The organism is Flavobacterium sp. JAS (assembly GCF_020991455.1).
GTDB lineage: Bacteria > Bacteroidota > Bacteroidia > Flavobacteriales > Flavobacteriaceae > Flavobacterium.
This window is the reverse complement of record NZ_JAJMOX010000011.1, coordinates 200381-219506: the sequence shown is the minus strand read 5'-3', so window position 1 is coordinate 219506 and position 19126 is coordinate 200381. Positions and strand designations below refer to the sequence as shown.

Below are 19126 nucleotides of genomic sequence, written 5' to 3'. Positions count from 1 at the left end.
GCCCAGCATGAAAATATAATTATGTTGGGTAGAATTGATAAAAATTTACTTCTGATCTAATAATTCGATCAAATTTTGATTCAAATCTTTTGTTTTTACTCCGATAACTGAGAAGAATTTTTTATCAAAGCTTTCGACAGTTACAATAGCCTTTTTCGTAATTTCTTTTCCTTCATTGGTAAGTACAACAACTTTCGCCCTCGTGTCTGTGGGATGTTCTTTTCTTTGTATCAGTTTTTTTTGTTGCAAAGTTCTTAAAACCGTCGAAGTTGTCATTGGGTCAATTTTAGTATGTGCCGAAAGTATGATTTGTGTAACTTCTTGTTTATGAAGCGTAAGCCAGTGTATACTTGCCATCAAGACAAACTGTGAATGCGTTAAATTGTATTGCTCCAATGCTTTTTTGATTTCGCGCTGCCAAAGATTGGTTACTTGCCACAACAAAAAACCAGAACTTTCTTCTGGTTTTTCAACACTAAATGTATTATCTTCTGATGTACTCATTTTTACTTTCTTTATTATGAATTGCCAACAATGCTTGCTTTACAAATCATTTTTGAAGTTATAAAGTTAAAATCATTTTCGTTGATTTCAAAGAAACCATAACGAAACGGATATCCCCAAGACTTTTTATTGGGTATAAATTCAAGATTTTCGATTAACGGAATTATTGAAACCTCATTGCATTCTACAAATTGAATATTTCTTCTAAAAGGTACAAAATTTTCGGTCATCTGAAAGGAGTAAACCTCATCATCTATGACTTTTCCCAGAGCCGTAAAAGCCTGACACTTTTCATTTCCTTCCATAGTTATTTTTGAAGAGTATATTAATAAACAATCTTCCTTTTGCATTCGTTTTAAAGGAGCTTCTTTTCCATGACAAACCTGAATAAATCCGCCATTTACTCCTCTTTGTGTATGTTCTTTTGAGATTGTTGCTATCCAATACTTTTTTGCTCTCATAACTTAGAAGCTGCTTTAATCTGTTCCTGAACATCAATTGGTAAATTATCAACGATTTTTTTCGCTACTAATTTCACCCAAAGAAAACCCAATAATCCTTTTACAGTTATACTATTTGTAATTTTTAATCCATCAGGAGTTTCTTCAAATAGATGTTCATCATACATTTTGGCTAAAGGGAAATTCGTTACATCAAGAAATCTTTTATTTTCGAGAACTTCCAGTAATTCTACTTTTACATTTGGACCACCTTTTGGTCTAAGTAAAAAGTGATTTCCTTTTTCAAATTTACCTTCTAATTTGGCATATTCAATACCAGTATCCCAAGTATGCCAATTATTTACATCTGCAAAGAGATTCCACATTTGTTCTTTGGTTACAGATTTTGTTGTTACAGAATGAGATTTCGACCACATATTCTTTTAAATTAAAATTAATAAGTACAAATATAATAAGTACACATATAATAAATAAAAAAACTTATGTTTTTTTTCAGAATATTTTTATTTCCTTAATATCAGTCATAGAAAAACTTAACATTGGAATAGTTTTAAATTACTTACATTTACGTAACCGACAGTTAACAATTTATTAACCTCCTAATCTGACTTCATGGAGATTAACTAAATGTCGAATGTTTTATTAATAAAAAATTGTAAGATATGACACAACCAACATCAGAAAACAGTCCTGAACAAACTCCTGTAACTACGCCTGTAGAACCAGTTACTCCAACAGAGCCGACTGCAAAAAAAACTGCACCAGTAAAAAGAACTCCTGCTGCAACCGTAAAAAAAACTGCAACACCAGCAGTTAAAAAAACACCTGCGCCTGCAGTACAAAAGACTCCGGTTGCTACAGTAAAAAGTGTCACAACTACTCCGGTTAAAAGAACAAGGACTGCACCGGCAAGAAAAGTTACTCCTGCTGCTACTGAAAAACCAAAAGAAATAACCACTCCAAAAGTTATTATCGGAGAAAAAGGAGAAAAAAAGGAAGACGCAGCATCAGAAATCAAAACTGACGAAGTAACTGACGCTAAAAAAGATAAATCAACAGATAAAAAGAAGAAAAAAGTGAAAGACAAAGACAAGGACAAAGAGAAAAAGAAATTAGCTAAGAAAAAAGAAAAAGCTAAAAACGACAAAAAGAAAGAAAAAGCTAAAAAAGCAAAACAAAAAGCCGCCGCTAAGAAAAAAGAAAAAGCGAAAAAAGCTAAGGATAAAGCGAAAGCGAAAAAAATAGCAAAAAAGAAAGCTAAGTCTCAGAAAAAGGCAAAAGCTAAAAAGAAAAAATAATATCAAAGAAAGGTTTGACTTAGAATTAAGTTGAACCTTTTTTTTATGATTTAGTTTTTAGTTTGTCATTTCGAGGAACGAGAAATCACAAGATTGAGCAAACTTAACCTCCAATCGCAATCATACTTCGATTGCCTAAATGCAGTTCCGGATTGTCAATTTCAGAAACCGTAACCATTCCGGCTCTGACTTTCTTTTTATTTTTGATTGATTCTGAAATCAAATCTGTAATAGATTCTCCGTTTCTAAAAGGCGTTAGCAGATCCGTCTCAAAATTAGAGAAAAGACAGTTTTTTATTTTTCCGTTTGCCGTCAAGCGGATTCGGTTGCAGCCATCACAAAACGGATTTGTAATAGAACTTATAATTCCAAAATCGCCTTGAAAACCTTTTATTTTATACGTTCTGGCTGTGAAGTGTTTTTCGTCTTCCAGCTTTTGAATTTTATCCAAAGAAAAACTTTCTTCTACTTGCGATAATATCTCGTTTTGTGATACCATTTTACTTCTGTCCCACTCGTTTCCGGCAAAGGGCATAAACTCAATAAAACGAATTGAAAGCGGAAGAAATTCGGTTAGTTTAATAAAATCAATTATCTCGTTTTCATTAAAGCCTTTCATCAAAACCACATTTACTTTTACCTGAAAATTGTTATTCAGCAATAAATGTAAATTATCAATTACTTTTTCAAACTGATTTCTAAGTGTTATCGAATGAAATTTAGAAGCAATTAAAGTGTCTAAACTCAAATTAATTTTTTTGATATTAGATTGCTTCAAAATATCGATATGACGGTCAATTAAAATACCGTTTGTCGTTATTGAAAGAGAGATTTCTAAAGTTGATAATTTAGAAACAATCTCTGGAAAATCCTTTCTTAATAAAGGTTCTCCTCCGGTTAGTCTTATTTTATCAACCCCATTTTCTACGAAAGTCTGAGCCAAAGCAAAAATCTCATCTGCCGTCATTAAGCTGGCTTTTGGAGACAATGCGATTCCGTCAGCAGGCATGCAATATGTACAACGCAAATTGCATTTCTCCAGTAACGAAATACGCAAATAATTGTGTTTTCGCCCAAAATCATCCGTTAAAATGGTTTTAGAGGGTGTCATGATTTTTTCCTTTTAAAATATGAAAAACGTGCAATAAATGTGGAAAAACCGCATCCATAGATTCTCTGGCTCCGTTTGTTGATCCAGGCAAAGCCAAAATTAAACTTTTACCCAATGTTCCCGCAACCGTTCTGGATAACATGGCATACGGCATACGCTGTTGCCCGTAATTACGAATCGCTTCTTCAATTCCCGGGATTCTACTTTCTAACAATGGTGACAAAGCTTCCGGTGTAACATCTCTTGGCGATAATCCCGTTCCTCCAGTAAAAATAACCAACTGATTATCTTTGGCAAAAGCCTTAGTTCTTTCCTGAATAATATCAATTTCATCAGGAATAATTTCGTAATGCGTTGTTTCGACGCCACAGGCATCTAATTTTTCTACTATTACTTTTCCGGAACGATCTTCTTTATCACCTGCAAAAATAGAATCAGAACAAACAAAAACTGCGGCTTTTATCGTATTCGGAAATTTATTTTTGAAAGACGATTTCCCGCCTTCTTTATTGATCAATTTAATTGTCGAAATTTCAATTTCTTTATCAATTGGTTTCAACATATCGTACATTGTCAACGCTACAATCGAAGCGCCGTGCATAGCCTCAACCTCAACTCCGGTTTTGTAAACGGTCTTTACATTGAAAATAATTTCAATAGTTAAACCTTCAATTTTATATTCTACCGAAGTAAATTCAATTGGAATTGGATGACAATCCGGAATTGATAAATGCGTGTTTTTTACCGCAAACAATCCGGCAGTTTTTGCCATTTCAAGCACATTTCCTTTTGGAACCAAATTATTCACCACAGCATCAATTGTTTCCTGCTTACTTACTTTGACAATTGCTGTTGCCGTTGCGGCTCTTAATGTGTTTATTTTATGCGTAATATCAACCATTATTATTTTGTTTCCAAGTGAATGTATCGTTCTCAAACATTTCTTTACCAAAAATTGGCACGTCAGTTTTTATCCAGTTTACAATAGCTTCTGTGGCTTCATAAACTTGTTTGCGTCGTGTTGCCGAAACAAATACGAACAAACAAATTTCACCCGCTTTTACCACGCCCAAACTATGATAAATATGCATACAAGTCAGGTCGAATTTAGCGAAAGCTTTTTCACGAATTGCATACAAAGCTTCGTTCGCCATATCCGTATATGCCGAATAATCAATTGCTACAACCGTATTGTCATGAATAACATCAGCACGAACCTGACCCAGAAAAATATTATGCGCACCAATTGTATGTTTTGATTGGTGTTTAGCGATCGACTCAGCTATAAATTCAGGAGAAATTGGTCCTTCTACAAATACATTTTTACTCATTGTTTATGTTTTTTTTGCCACAGATTATATTCATTAAAATGATTTTTCTTTTGCCACGAATTACACGAATTTTCACTAATTTTTTATCTTGGTTACAAAAATTCAAACTTTATAATTAGTGAAAATTCGTATGATTCGTGGCGAACATTTTTTTGCACAATCTTCAAAAAAATCATTTTAATCTGTGCAATCTGTGGCTATACTTTTTCTTTTACTAATTGCATTAATGCTAAAGCACCGCCAGTAATACTTTTTGTATTTTTAAATTGATGCTTTTGTAATAATTCAACAGCTATTTTGCTTCTGATTCCCGATTGACAATACACATAAATAGTTTGATTTGGATTCAATTTTTTGATTTCATTTTCTAAATGCAACAATGAAATCTGAAATCCATTTTTGAAATTAATCTTTGGAACTTCTTCTGCATTTCTAACATCCAGAAAAAGAACCTCATCATTATCAATTTCATTTAAAATTTCTTCAATCGCAACTTCTTCAATCTGATTTTCAACTGCATTATATTTTTTCTGAAAAGCTTCTAAATTCATTACAATATTAGTGTTCTTCTCAAAATCATATTTTTGCTGTTCATTATTCAAAATATTATAAACTAGTATTTTACCACTTAGCACCTCTCCTATTTCCAGAATCATTTTGATAACTTCATTCGCCTGAAGCATTCCAATAATTCCAACTGAAATCCCTATTACTCCTGCATCTTCACAATTGGCAGATTGTGTGTTTTCATCCGGATATAAACACCTGTATGTTGGTCCGTTTTGATAATTAAAAACCGATACCTGACCCTGAAATCTAAAAACAGATCCATAAACCATTGGTTTATTTGTAATTATACAGGCATCGTTAATCAGATATTTTATGGCAATATTATCTGTTGCATCAACAATAATATCATATTGTTCAAATAATGAAATGGCATTTTTTCCTGATAATTTTTCTGCAATTGTCTCAACTTTTATAGTTGGATTCAATTCGGTAATCATCAATTTAGCTTCGTCAACTTTATGTTTTCCAATTGCCGAACTTTTATAAATTACCTGACGATGCAAATTCGAAACTTCAATAACATCATCGTCAACAATTGCAATTTCTCCCACTCCGGCCGCAGCCAAATAAGGCAAAATAGCAGCGCCCAAACCGCCTGCGCCAATTACTAAAACTTTTGCTTTTAATAATTTTTGCTGACCGTTTTCTCCTATTTCCGGAAGAATTATTTGTCGATTATAACGTATTGAATCATTCATAAAAATTCATTTATCCTCCTGCAAAAGGAGGCAATAAAGCTACAACATCGCTTGTTTGCAATTTATAGTCTGTTGTTTTTGGCACTATTTTCTGGTTGACCGCAACGCTAAAAGAAAGTGATTCAAATTGGTATTTTATCTCAAGATCCCGCAATAATTTTTGCAGTGAAACCTCAGAAGAAGATACTTTTTCGAAAGCGCATTTTGTCTTTTCTGCGACAGCTCCAAAATATTTAATCTCAATCATTATTTTAAATTTAAATTCTGAAAAATAAATTCATCATCAAAATGCTCCTGAAAATAAGAAGTTAATCTTGAAGTATTTTTTACGACTTCTCCAATCACAATAATTGCCGGAGATGATATTTTATTTTCGGATACTAATTTAGTAATCGAACTTATAGTTCCAACTACTTTTTGTTCTGTATTTTTTGTTCCGTTTTGAATAATTGCAATAGGCAAATCATCCGTGCGGTTCTCCTGATAAATAGCGATAATTTCATCCAATTTATGCATACCCATTAAAATAACAACGGTCGCAGCCGATTTTGATGCTAAACGAATATCTTTAGACAATTCATGATTAGATGTTGTTCCGGTAATTACCCAAAAACTCTCTGCAATCTGGCGTTGTGTCAAACTAATTCCAACCGAAGCCGGAACGCCTAAAGCAGATGAAATTCCAGGAACAATAGCAGTTTCTACACCGTATTGTTCTACATATTCAATTTCTTCACTTCCTCTTCCAAAAATAAAAGGATCACCACCTTTTAAACGCACTACATGACCGTACCGATTGGCCATCGAAACTATCAATTCGTTGATCTGATCTTGTGTGTAAGCATGACATCCTAAACGTTTGCCCACAAAAACAATTTCTGCGTTTGTCGCATATTGCAATAATTCTTCGTTGACTAATGCATCGTATAAAACAACATCTGCAGCTTCTAATGCTTTTATTGCTTTTAAGGTAATCAATTCAACATCACCCGGACCTGCGCCTACAATCGTTAATTTTGGTGTTTTAAAATTTCGCATAACTTTTAACTTAAATTGATATTCAGGTCATTTAATTCGTCAACCGAATTAATATTGGTTAAATGAAAGTTTTCACTTTCGTCAATATTGATGATTTGATGGGGAATTTTCGCCAGTAAATCTATCATTTTTAGTTCGTCGTTATCAATTGCGCTTTTGATAACTGGTATTACTTTTTTAGAATAAATTCCAATTAAAGGATGTAATCTGCTTTCTGAAGCAAAAACCGTAATTTCGGCTACGTCATTATGTTTTGAAATTAACTCTGATAATAATCCAGTTGAAATTAACGGAATATCACAACTCAAAATCAAATTAAACTCGGTTTCAGAAGATGTCAATGCCGTATAAATTCCTCCCAACGGACCTTTATGTGAAACAATATCGGGTATTTTCTGATACGGTAAATAATCATATTCTTTAGTCGCCGTTATCAATTTTATTTTATCTGTAATAGGCAAAATTGCCTGTATAATATGTTCTATAAAAGGTTTATCCTGAAACAGAACCAATCCTTTTTCTGATTGCATTCGGGAGCTTTTTCCGCCGCAAAGAATAAATACTGTTAGTGTTTCCATGATTAAACTTTTTTGTTTCAGGTTTTCTTTGTTTCAGGTTTAAATGAGAAAAAATTTTACCGCAAAGTGCGCTAAGTTTTTTTCTCATTTGGTGTGTTTTAAATTAAGTTCGCAAAGCTGAATAAATACAAAGCTTTGCGAACTTTACTTTGCTATTTCTATAAACTGCTTTTACAAAACCTTGCGTACTTTGCGGTTAATTCAAATTTATTACTTTCAAGGAAAAATCAATTTTATGCTTGCCATTAAAATCACGGTTCCCAAAACAATTTTCAGTGTTTTATTAGAGAAATAACCGCTGCCATAATATCCTCCCAAAACACCGCCTAAAACAGCAATCGGAACCAAGTAAAAACTTTCTGTCGGAACTGTTTTTCCTCCTAAAAAGAATCCCATGATTCCGGCAAATGAATTCACAAAAATGAATAAACTCGAAATCGCCGCTGATTCCTTGATTGAAGCCCATCCTAAAAACAATAGAATCGGACTCAAAATAATTCCTCCGCCAATACCCAACATTCCGGATAATAATCCAATAATAAATCCTATTGTCAAGGCAAACGGAATGTTTATTACAACTGCTTCTTTTTCTTTAAAATTAAATATTCCGAACAATCGAAGCGCCGCAAAAACCAAGACTATTCCTAAAATAATTTTATAAATCGTGTTATCTAATGTAATAAAACCGCCAATAAATGCTGCCGGAATTGAGGCTATTGCAAAAGGATAAAACAATTTAGGCTTGAAATAATTCATCTTATAATAAAAAAAAAATGAAATGCTCGAAACAAACAAATTCAGTAATAAGGCCGATGGTTTCATTACCGAAATTGGAAATGCAAAAATGGTCATCAAAGCCAAATATCCCGATGCTCCGCCGTGTCCAACACTCGAATACAAGAAGGCTATCACTACTAAAGCGATACTGAATAAAAGAATATTTTCGGAACTAAGTAATTGCATTTTTTTTGTTTCAGGTTTATTTTGTTTCAAGTTTCAAGTTTATACTGTCTGTTTCATGTTTTGTTTGTTTCGAGTTTATGCTGTGTGTTTAATTTTACATACCGCATTTTACATTTCATTTTCAAATTATCTAATTTCCTAATTGACTAATTTTCTAATTATCTCTAATCAATTGGTAATAATGTTACTAGTTGACCTTTTTTAATTGTTTCGGTGTCATTTGGAACGATTAATAAACTATTGGCCATTGCAAATGTATTGAGCATTGCTGAGCTTTGTCCGTCTAAAACCGTTACATGCGTTTCGTCATATATTGCTTTTAAAAACAATGTTTTTCCCGTTGTATTGGTAAAACCTGAATTTATTTTTCGGACCAGTTTTGGCAAATGTGTATCAGAAAATCCCATTCTGTTTTTAATAGCCGGATAAACATAAACATAAAAATTAGTTAGTGACGAAGCTGGATTTCCTGGCAATGCAAAAACTAAAGTATCCTTTTTAGATCCAAAAAACATTGGCTTCCCTGGTTTTTGATTGATTTTATAAAACAGTTCTTCCACTCCGTTTTCTAATAAAGCTTCTTTTACAAAATCATAATCTCCAACAGAAATTCCACCGGAAATTAAAACTATATCATATTTTTTTAAAATGCTCTTAAGTGCCTTTTTAGTCGCTTTCAGACTATCTTTTACTTTATTAACTTTTATTTTTTTAATTCCGATTGTTTGAAGCGCTGCCTCCAGCATAAGTGAATTACTTTCGTAAATTTTTCCTTTACCCAGTTTTTTACCAGGTTTTACCAATTCATTTCCGGTTACTAAAATGGCAACTTTAGGCTTTTTATAAACTTCAATTTCGGTAATTCCTAAACAAGCTAAAAAACCAATTGCGGCAGGTGTAATTAAGGTATTAGCCTCAAAGACAACATCTTCTTTTCCTATTTGTTCTCCTTTATTTCGAACATTAGTAAACTGTTTTGGCATGTTAGTAATCAAAATCGATTTATCATTTGCCATAACATGTTCCTGCATTACTACAGTATCAGCATTATGAGGCACAAAAGCACCTGTAAAAATGCGGACAGCTTCGTTTGGATTCAGGTTTACATTAGAATGATCACCGGCTTGCGAAATACCAACAATATCATACTGATGTCTTTCGCTGTGAATAAAAGCATATCCATCCATTGCCGATTGACGGAACGGCGGCATATCAATTGGAGAATACAGCGTTTCTGCCAAAACAAATCCCAGTGCTTTACGAACTAGTATTTTTTGAACGGGCATATTCGAACTGTTTTCGGCCACAATCTTTAAAGCTTCACTAACTTGTATCATTTTTAAAAATATAAACTAAGTAAAAATACTTATTACAAATATAAGTATTTACTAATAGGATGAATAAAAAATTTCAATTTATTTTAATATCTATAAAATTAGTCTAATTTCTTCAAAATCAACTTTAAAAAGGAATGTAGTTTTGGATTAAAATTCATCTTTATAATTTAAAATTGAACTTCTCTAGACGTTTTAGGCTCCATTTTACTTTTCTCAAAGCAATTAACAAATAAAAAACCAAGTAAAAAATACTACATTTTAATGTTTTTCAGCAATGCTTTTTTAACAATTATTCAAATAGAACTAAAACATTTAATTGATTAATAATCAGCAATATAAATACTTGAAATTCAGTTTAAAATGTACCAGAAGCCTCCCTCTGAAAAAAAAACTTCTGAAATTTTTGGATTTTATTATATTAAAATTAACTTTGTCTATAGGATTAGTAGAGTTTAAAATAATATTTGAAACCAAAAAAACTAAATTTTGAAAACAACCACAAGCATATCGTATAACAATCTTCCTGAAAACTATACTTATAACACTTTATGTTATATGTGCTTCTGTTGCTAATTCCCACCACAATTTATTCGTTATCTGATTTCCTTATTTACAAATCAGATTTAAAAATCGAATCTCTTATATATCAAAAATACCTTATTACTGAAAATAACAAAAGTCTGTTTAATGCATTAATCTGTATTAAAAAGATACTTGAAACCATACCTATACAATTAAAAGAAAATGACTAATAACTAAAACAAAACTAAAATGAAAAAGATGCAAAGCTGCTGCTGTAAATAAAAAAAGCCATTTCTGCGGCAACAGAAATGGCAAGGCTTAAAGAACATTTATCACTAAATCAAGAATACCATTAGAGAGTTGAAAATTCAACTTTCAAGGCGCCTTGTTAATTACTTAAAACCATTACAAAGAAATGAAAAAAAAATTAAACATATACTCATTGCTTTTTCTCCTTCTGCTGTCAGCAGGAATTAATGCCCAAGATACCACTCCGCTTATACAATCTAAACTTGACGGAACTGTTGTTGATGATGTTACAAATCAACCCGTTATAGGTGCTTCTGTTATTATTAAAGGTACAACACACGGAGTTCAGACAGATGCTGAAGGAAAATTTTATTTTCAAACAGGTCAAAAATTTCCTTACACTTTAATAGTAACTTACATTGGATATAAAAAAACCGAAATAATTGTTGACAAAAACCCTGTTACGATCAACTTAAAAGAAGAACGTCAGGAACTGGATGAATTAGTAGTTGTAGGTTATGGTTCTCAAAAGAGAAAAGATATTACTGGCTCTGTAGCATCGGTTCCAAAAGCTAATTTATCGCAAGTTACCTCATCTGCAGATAATCTGTTGCGTGGTGCTATTCCTGGAGTGGTAGTTACACAAAGTTCCGGGCGTCCGGGAGCTTCGTCAAGTGTACGTATTCGAGGCGGAAACTCTATTACAGCCGGTAACGAACCGCTGTATGTTGTAGATGGAGTTTTAATTTATAATGACAATAGCAACAGTACTGCGGGAGTTTCTTTTGCAGGTGCGACTGTCAATGTTTTATCGACTATAAATCCGGGTGATATTGAATCTATTGAAGTTTTGAAAGATGCTTCGGCAACTGCAATTTATGGCTCTCGTGGTGCAAATGGTGTTGTACTTATTACGACTAAAAAAGGAACTAAAGGACAGGATAATATCTCGTATCAAGGCTATTTTGGAGTGCAATCAGTTTCAAAAAAACTGGATATCATGAATGCTTCGCAATGGGCTAGTTTACGTAATGATGTTCAGGCAAGCATTGGTCAGGCACCGTCGTTTACTCCGGCTCAAATTGAGACTTTTAAAACTTCGGGAAGTTATGACTGGCAGGATGCACTTTTTAGAACTGCAGCACCGGTTCAAAATCATCAATTGACCTTCTCGGGCGGAGATGATCGTTCAAGATACGCAGTTTCGGCAGGATATTTTGATCAGGAAGGTGTTGTGATTGGATCTGATTTTAAGCGTATTTCGCTTCGTGCCAATTACGAAAGAAACTATTCTCAAGCATTTAAATTTGGTGTAAATGCCAATTACAGTAATTCAGTAGCAAATGGAATAGGAACAAATGGCGGAGGAAGTTCCGGCAGACAGCCAAATCCTATTGTTACGGCTTTATTAACGGCCCCCGTAGTATCTATTAAAAATGCTGACGGAAGTTATAATGTAACAAACAATCCTTACGCAACATCGGTTAATGGCTATATTCCCAACCCAGTTAATGATTTGGAAAACACAACCAATGAAACTAAAATCAATAGAATCCTGACGAGTTTATTTGGAGAATACAAAATCACTAAAAAACTGGTTGCAAAAATTGCCGTTAGCGGTGACGTTATCAACACCAAACAAAATTATTATGCTCCGGCAAATACCACAAACGGTGCGGGAACAAAAGGTTTAGCATCTGTTGGAGACAGATTGGTAAGTTCTGTATTGAATGAAAATACGTTGAACTACAATACCAACTTTGGTGAAAATCATAAATTCTCGGCTTTGGGTGGATATACGCTTCAGTACACACAAGGTGAAGTTGTTAATGCAGGTGCTCAAACATTTGTTAATGATTCTAATACCTACAATGCTTTGCAAGATGGTGTACCGGTGAAACCTTATAGCGATGCATTCGAAAGTGTTTTGAAATCGTGGTTGGCCAGAGTAAATTATTCTTATAAAGGGAAATACAATTTTACATTATCAACTCGCGCCGATGGTTCGTCAAGATTTGGATCTGAGTCACTTTGGGGTTATTTCCCGTCAGCAGGTTTCTCATGGAATATTACCGATGAAGAGTTTGCAAACCACATTAAAGGTGTAACCGAAGCTAAACTTAGAATTACCGCGGGAACAACCGGAAATCAGGAAATTGGAAATTACCTTTCTCTTGCTCAAATGGGTTCTGTAAACTACGCTTTTGGAGGAACTTTACAAACTGGATTAGCTCCTACCCGATTGGCAAATCCTGATTTGAAATGGGAAAAAACCAATCAATATAATATTGGTTTAGACTTATCCTTATTAGATCGAAAAATCAATTTTGTTTTTGATGTCTATTATAAAAAAACAAAAGATTTGTTAATCAATGTTCCAATTCCGTTGACTTCTGGATATGCCACAGTGCTTCAAAACATTGGAGGTGTTGAGAATAAAGGGATCGAAATTGGTTTGATTACGGAAAACATCAAAACAGAAAACTTTTCATGGAATTCTAACTTTGTTTTCTCTGCCAATAAAAATAAAGTAGTTTCTATAGGAAACGGAGTTGACCAATTTTTTCCGGTAGTTCCTAATGGTTCATTATTACAGCAACAACCTGTAACTGTAAAAGTAGGATTGCCTTTGGGAACTTTCTGGGGATACAGAACCGCGGGTATTTTCCAGACTCAGGAAGAAGTTAATACACAACCAAAAATAAACAGTCTTGCCAATACTAAAGTTGGGGACAGAAAATATGTTGATACTAACGGTGATGGTGTAATTACAGCACTTGACAAAGGAAATCTTGGAAGCTCTCAGCCAAAATTTGTTGGAAGTTTCAGCAACACAATTTCTTACCATGATTTTGATCTTAATTTTTCTTTTCAGGGATCTTATGGCGGAAAAGTATTTAATGCACTAAATCAGCAATTAGAAATTTCAACTCTTGGTACAAATGCTGCATCAACGCTTAATGATCGCTGGACACCAACAAATCCAAGCAATGAAATCCCAAGAGCCTCAAGTTCTCCTTTAGGAATCGTTTCTGAACGTTATGTCGAAGATGCTTCTTTCTTGAGATTAAAGCTAATCACTCTTGGTTATACACTGCCTAAAAGCCTTTCGTCTAAACTGGGAACTAAAAGTATCAAATTCTATGTATCGGCGGAAAACCTGATTACATGGACAAAATATACAGGCTTTGATCCAGAGGTGAGCTCTTATGAACAAAACAACTTATATCCGGGAATTGACTTTGGTTCTTATCCAAATTCCAAAACATTCATTTCGGGCTTGAACGTAACTTTCTAAGTAAAAAAATATACACAATGAAAAAGATTATAATAACAATCATACTAAGTGCCGGTTTATTTGGATCGTGCACTGATCTGGAGGTAACACCAACCTCTTTTGTAACCGAAGATAAATTCTTCAACACGCAGGATGACGCAATTGCAAGTGTAAATGCTGTTTATGCTTCGCTGAGTTTAGATCCGGGAGAGCAAAGTTTATTTGGACGAAATCTATATTTCCTTACCGATATGGGATCTGATTATGCAGCAGCGGGAGTTTCGGCAACGAATCCTCAGGTAAGAGCAATGAGCAGTTTGACACATGATGCGACTAATGATCGTGTTCAGGTTGCTTGGCGCCAAATTTACAACGGTATAAACAGAGCCAATGTCTCAATCGATAACGTTCCTAAAGTAACCGGAAACGATGTTATAAAAACAAGATTGATTAATGAATCAAAATTCATCAGGGCATTATTATACTTCCAAGCTGTTCGTCTTTGGGGAGGAGTTCCAATTGTTTTGCACGAGCCAACTTCTATTCAATTAGAAAGTTTAAAAACAAAAAGAGCCACTGTAGACGAAGTTTACGCACAAATAATTTCTGATTTGAAAGATGCCGAAAACCTGCCTGCTACCTATCCTGCAACTGATGCCGGACGTGCCACTTCAGGAGCTGCAAAAGCTATTTTAGCCAAAGTATATCTGACTAGAAAAGATTGGCCAAATGCAATTCTGAAGGCTCGTGAAGTTATTAATGGAGGTTATGGTTATGCTCTTTTTGAAAATTTTCAGGACATCTTCACTAAAACAAAAAAGAATGGAAAAGAACATATTTTCTCTGTTCAGTTTGAGCCAAATCAAGCCGGAAACGGATCTAGCGGAAGTACTTTTCAAGGGACATCTTTTACAGGATTTACAGCTACAGAACCAGCAGATATAATCTCTGATGTTGCTTTATTCTACGATATATATGCCGCAGGAGATACAAGAAGAGATGTAAGTTATGCTAAACAATTACTTAACCCAACGACTGGAACGCTTTATACTTTTCCGAAACCGATCTTCAAGAAATACTTAGACTTAACCAATCTCGCTACTCCAGGAAATGTGGCAATTAACTTTCCTCTAATTCGCTATGCTGATATTTTATTGTCTTTAGCGGAAGCGATAAATGAGCAGGGAGCACCAACACCGGAAGCTTATGAATTGATCAATCAGGTAAGAAGAAGAGCTTTTGCAAAACCAATCAATACCCCAGATCCAACAATAGATTTAGTAGGATTAACGCAAACAACTTTCAGAGCTGCCATTCAGGAAGAACGCAAAAAAGAGTTTGTTCAGGAAGGACAACGCTGGTTTGACTTAGTACGTTGGGGAACTCTTGTTACCGAGGTAAAAAAAGTAACCGCTAAGAATTCGGTTTCAGAAAGAAACAATCTGTATCCAATTCCGCAAAGCGAAAGAAACATTAACCCGGACGGCTTACCGCAGAATCCTGGCTATTAATAAAAAGCTTACATACAAGTAAATAAAATGATTAAAAAACTGCTCATTATTGCCCTACTGGTTGTTGTACAATCTCAGCTATTTGCACAGAAAAAACAACCTAACATTATCGTCATTTTGGCGGATGATTTAGGTTTCTCAGATATTGGTGCTTTTGGTTCAGAAATTAAAACGCCAAACTTAGATAAGCTCGCTAAAAACGGGCTTATTCTAAAGCAGTTTTATAATGCAGGGCGTTGCTGTCCTTCTCGGGCTTCATTGCTCACGGGTTTGTATCCGCATCAGGCAGGCGTTGGCGATATGGTTCAGGACAAGGGATTTCCAGCCTATCAGGGATATTTAAACGACCATTGTATCACAATTGCGCAAGCACTCAAACAGGCAGGATACAATACTATTGTTTCCGGAAAATGGCACGTTGGTTTAGTACCATCAGCTTTGGCGGTTAATAGAGGGTTTGATGATTCTTTTACTTTACAAAACAATGGAAGCAGTTATTTCAACTCGGAACCTTTGTATAACGACGGTAGAAAAATTACTTTTTTGAAAGGAGATAAAGAAATTATTCGCACGGATACTTCGTCTTATCTGACTCAGGAAATTACCAATTTTGCTCTTAGTTCTTTAGAAAAACAGCGCAATCAGCAACATCCTTTTTTTCTATATTTTGCTTATAATGCTCCACATTGGCCCATTCAGGCATTACCGGAAGATATTGTAAAATACAAAGGCAAATACTTAGAAGGCTGGGATAAATTGAGAGCAAGCCGTTTTAAAAAATTAAAAGAACAAAACATCATTGATAAAAATTGGGACCTATCAAATCGTTTTGAAAAAGTACCGGATTGGGAAAAACTAAGTACTGAAGAAAAAGACAAATGGGATACCCGAATGGCAATTTACGCCGCAATGATCGACCGAATGGATGCCGGAATTGGAGAAATCCTGCAGAAAGTAAAATCTTTGGGGGAAGAAGATAATACGCTTATTCTTTTTCTTTCGGATAATGGAGGAAGTGCTGATGATGTGAAAAACTGGAATTATGTTACACAAAAAAATGGAACACCAGGTTCAGTTGCTTCGATTGATAGTTACGAAAGTCCGTGGGGAAATGTGAGCAACACGCCTTTTCAATTATTCAAAAAGAACACCCACGAAGGCGGTATTGCTTCCCCTTTTATTGCTTATTATCCCAAGCATATTAAGGCAGGAACAGTAAGTAACAGAGTAAGTCATTTGATTGATATTTTTCCAACTTTTCTGGAGTATGCCGGGTTTCAATATCCCGATTCTTTTCAAGGAAAAAAGCTAACACCCTTAGAAGGTATTAGCTTAAAAAAGGAATTTGAAGGACAACAATCTAATGCACATGAAGCTTTGTTTTGGGAACATGAAGGCAGTAAAGCAATACGAAAAGGCCAGTGGAAAGCGGTAGCCGAAAACAATCAGCCTTGGGAATTATACAATCTTGCTACAGACCGAACAGAAACAAAAAATCTGGCAAAATTAGAACCAAAATTGCTACAATCGCTGATTGAATTACATCAGCAATGGTCAGCAAAAGTAGGTGTCGAAGATTGGAATAAGATAAAATAACATACAGTTAAGTAAACAAGTTTAATCTAATATTTATTGCAGAAATTCTATAACTAATGATAATAAAAAAATAATAATTATGAAAAATTTCAAATACAATGGTAAAATCAAAAGCGCTAATAAAGGGCTTTTGATTACTGCATTACTTGTTGCACAATTTGGTTTTGCACAAGAAAAGCAAGAAGAATTTAAAGGTGTAATCGGTAAAACATTAGCCGATTCTAAAGAGTATTGGCCAGAGCCGGTAAAAGCTCCGGCCGGCGCACCAAATGTTGTCTGGATTCTGTTGGATGATGTAGGATTTGGCGCTTCAAGTGCTTTTGGAGGTTTGATCGAAACACCAACTTTTGACGCTTTATCCAACAATGGTTTACGTTATACTAATTTTCATACCACCGCTATTTGTGCTCCTACCCGAGCTGCATTATTAACCGGAAGAAATTCAGGAAGAGTACATGTAAGCGGATTTTCGCATACTATTTTATCTGCAGGTTTTCCTGGTTGGGACGGAAAAATTCCATCAGATAAAGGAACAATTGCAGAGATTTTGCGTGATAATGGTTATAACACCTTTGCAGTTGGTAAATATGGCGTAACTCCAGACGAAGATGCTACAGATGCAGGACCGTTTGACAGATGGCCAACCGGAAAAGGATTTGATCATTTCTATGGTTTCTTAGGATCACAAACAGATCAATACAATCCTGATTTAGTAGAAGATCAGGTACATATAAAACCAGATGGAAGACATTTAAGTGAACTTATTACAGACAAAGCGATTAGTTACATTCAAAGACAGCAAAAAGCAGCGCCTGGAAAACCATTCTTTTTGTACTATGCACCAGGAGCAGCGCATGCACCACATCAGGTAGCTACAAAATGGAGCGATCCATACAAAGGAAAATTTGATGAAGGTTGGGATGCTTACCGCGAAAAAGTAATTGCAAACCAAAAGAAATTAGGTGTAATTCCAGCCAATGCTGTTTTACCGGAACGTAATCCATTAATCACAGATTGGAAAAAACTGACTCCGGACCAAAAGAAAGTATATGCACGTTTTATGGAAGTTTACGCAGGATTCCTGACCTATACAGATTACGAAGTGGGAAGAGTTGTGAATTATCTAAAAGAAACAAATCAATTGGATAATACCGTAATTTTTGTAGCCATTGGAGACAACGGTGCCAGTAAAGAAGGAACTACTGAAGGAACAATTAATCAAAGTTTGTTTTCTCAAGGAACTTCTGACGATGAAAACCTGAAGAAAAACTTAGCAAATATCGACGAAATTGGAACCCCAAAAGGTCTTAATACCAATTATCCTTTAGGATGGGCACAGGCAACAAACGTACCTTTTAAAAACTGGAAACAAGACGCTCAATCTGAAGGAGGAACACACAACCCGCTGATTGTTTTTTATCCAAAAGGAATTAAAGAAAAAGGCGGAATTAGAAATCAATACAGCCATGTAACAGATTTATTGCCTACAACTTTGGATATTGCAGGAATTAAAGCGCCGGAATATATCAAAAATGTGAAACAGGATATTATTCAGGGTTCGTCATTATACGCTTCATTGAATGACGCTAAAGCGGAATCTTTACACAAAGTTCAATACTACTATATTTTTGGAAACAGAGCGATTTATAAAGATGGCTGGAAAGCCGGAGCTGCACATTTACCGGATGCATTTGCTGTAAAAAAAGCATTGGGTAAAAATGAAAAACCTGTTGAAAGTAATTTTGATACAGATGTTTGGGAACTATATAATCTAAACGAAGACTTTAACGAACGCAATAATCTGGCAAAAAAATATCCTGAAAAATTAGCAGAACTTAAAAAAGTATTTGATGAGCAAGCCAAAGAAAACAATGTTTATCCGCTTATCGACTGGCAAGATGTATACAACAGAAGAATACACAATACCGGAGCCGACAAAGGAAAAACGCTTCAGGATTTGATAAAACAAGTAACAAAACCAGGAAGTGCAGGAAGTTCTAACTAATAAAGTTTTCAACCTTCAAGATTGGCAGCACATTTTAAAAACAACGTGTTCACAAGAAAAATAAATAAAAGTTTTCG

The 19126-nt window shown here is 34.5% G+C and carries 17 protein-coding genes; 5 read left to right on the top strand and 12 right to left on the bottom strand.

The window, feature by feature from the left end:
- Positions 1-45: 45 nt before the first annotated feature.
- Genes LPB88_RS17905 through LPB88_RS17895 form a run of 3 tightly spaced genes read right to left on the bottom strand, consistent with a single transcriptional unit; the run spans position 46 to position 1381 of the window.
- Positions 46-504, bottom strand: a complete 459-nt coding sequence (locus LPB88_RS17905) for a MarR family winged helix-turn-helix transcriptional regulator (protein ID WP_230717012.1) — start codon at positions 502-504, stop codon at positions 46-48.
- 14 nt (positions 505-518) lie between these two features.
- Complete coding sequence (locus LPB88_RS17900; RefSeq protein ID WP_230717011.1) at positions 519-965, bottom strand: EVE domain-containing protein; 447 nt, start codon at positions 963-965, stop codon at positions 519-521.
- Entirely contained in the window at positions 962-1381 is a 420-nt protein-coding gene (locus tag LPB88_RS17895) for an SRPBCC family protein (RefSeq protein WP_230717010.1), read from the bottom strand. Before LPB88_RS17895 ends, LPB88_RS17900 begins: the two co-directional genes overlap by 4 nt.
- A 246-nt stretch (positions 1382-1627) precedes the next feature.
- On the opposite strand from LPB88_RS17895, the gene LPB88_RS17890 reads away from it, so the two are divergent.
- Positions 1628-2263, top strand: coding sequence for a hypothetical protein (locus LPB88_RS17890; RefSeq protein WP_230717009.1), 636 nt, complete (start codon positions 1628-1630; stop codon positions 2261-2263).
- 103 nt (positions 2264-2366) lie between these two features.
- Here the strand turns inward: LPB88_RS17890 and moaA are convergent, their stop codons facing one another.
- The 9 genes from moaA to glp form a co-directional block, all read right to left on the bottom strand.
- Positions 2367-3374 carry a GTP 3',8-cyclase MoaA gene (gene moaA / locus LPB88_RS17885; RefSeq protein ID WP_230717008.1) on the bottom strand — a complete coding sequence of 336 codons (1008 nt, stop codon included), beginning with the start codon at positions 3372-3374 and terminating at the stop codon, positions 2367-2369.
- A complete protein-coding gene (gene moaCB / locus LPB88_RS17880) occupies positions 3361-4275 on the bottom strand; it encodes a bifunctional molybdenum cofactor biosynthesis protein MoaC/MoaB (protein ID WP_230717007.1) in 915 nt (304 codons plus the stop codon). The genes moaA and moaCB overlap by 14 nt, the downstream gene beginning before the upstream one ends.
- Complete coding sequence (locus tag LPB88_RS17875) at positions 4268-4705, bottom strand: molybdenum cofactor biosynthesis protein MoaE (RefSeq protein WP_230717006.1); 438 nt, start codon at positions 4703-4705, stop codon at positions 4268-4270. The genes moaCB and LPB88_RS17875 overlap by 8 nt, the downstream gene beginning before the upstream one ends.
- Positions 4706-4902: 197 nt before the next feature.
- Positions 4903-5973: a HesA/MoeB/ThiF family protein gene (gene moeB, locus LPB88_RS17870; protein WP_230717005.1), complete on the bottom strand. Its 1071-nt coding sequence runs from the start codon at positions 5971-5973 to the stop codon at positions 4903-4905.
- A 10-nt stretch (positions 5974-5983) separates the two neighbouring features.
- Positions 5984-6220: a MoaD/ThiS family protein gene (locus LPB88_RS17865; protein ID WP_230717004.1), complete on the bottom strand. Its 237-nt coding sequence runs from the start codon at positions 6218-6220 to the stop codon at positions 5984-5986.
- Positions 6220-7011, bottom strand: coding sequence for a uroporphyrinogen-III C-methyltransferase (cobA, locus tag LPB88_RS17860; protein WP_230717003.1), 792 nt, complete (start codon positions 7009-7011; stop codon positions 6220-6222). Before cobA ends, LPB88_RS17865 begins: the two co-directional genes overlap by 1 nt.
- A gap of 5 nt (positions 7012-7016) precedes the next feature.
- A complete protein-coding gene (locus LPB88_RS17855; protein WP_230717002.1) occupies positions 7017-7589 on the bottom strand; it encodes a molybdenum cofactor guanylyltransferase in 573 nt (190 codons plus the stop codon).
- 216 nt (positions 7590-7805) lie between these two features.
- Positions 7806-8552, bottom strand: coding sequence for a sulfite exporter TauE/SafE family protein (locus LPB88_RS17850; protein WP_230717001.1), 747 nt, complete (start codon positions 8550-8552; stop codon positions 7806-7808).
- A gap of 164 nt (positions 8553-8716) precedes the next feature.
- Positions 8717-9889, bottom strand: a complete 1173-nt coding sequence (gene glp, locus LPB88_RS17845) for a gephyrin-like molybdotransferase Glp (RefSeq protein ID WP_230717000.1) — start codon at positions 9887-9889, stop codon at positions 8717-8719.
- Positions 9890-10826: 937 nt separating this feature from the next.
- On the opposite strand from glp, the gene LPB88_RS17840 reads away from it, so the two are divergent.
- The 4 genes from LPB88_RS17840 (at position 10827) to LPB88_RS17825 (ending at position 19049) form a co-directional block, all read left to right on the top strand.
- Positions 10827-13958 carry a TonB-dependent receptor gene (locus tag LPB88_RS17840; protein ID WP_230716999.1) on the top strand — a complete coding sequence of 1044 codons (3132 nt, stop codon included), beginning with the start codon at positions 10827-10829 and terminating at the stop codon, positions 13956-13958.
- A 17-nt stretch (positions 13959-13975) separates the two neighbouring features.
- Positions 13976-15448 carry a RagB/SusD family nutrient uptake outer membrane protein gene (locus LPB88_RS17835; protein WP_230716998.1) on the top strand — a complete coding sequence of 491 codons (1473 nt, stop codon included), beginning with the start codon at positions 13976-13978 and terminating at the stop codon, positions 15446-15448.
- Between the two features lie 27 nt (positions 15449-15475).
- Positions 15476-17044, top strand: coding sequence for an arylsulfatase (locus LPB88_RS17830; protein ID WP_230716997.1), 1569 nt, complete (start codon positions 15476-15478; stop codon positions 17042-17044).
- A 79-nt stretch (positions 17045-17123) separates the two neighbouring features.
- Positions 17124-19049 (top strand): arylsulfatase, encoded by a 1926-nt coding sequence (locus tag LPB88_RS17825; protein ID WP_230716996.1) that lies wholly within the window; start codon positions 17124-17126, stop codon positions 19047-19049.
- Positions 19050-19126: the final 77 nt, after the last annotated feature.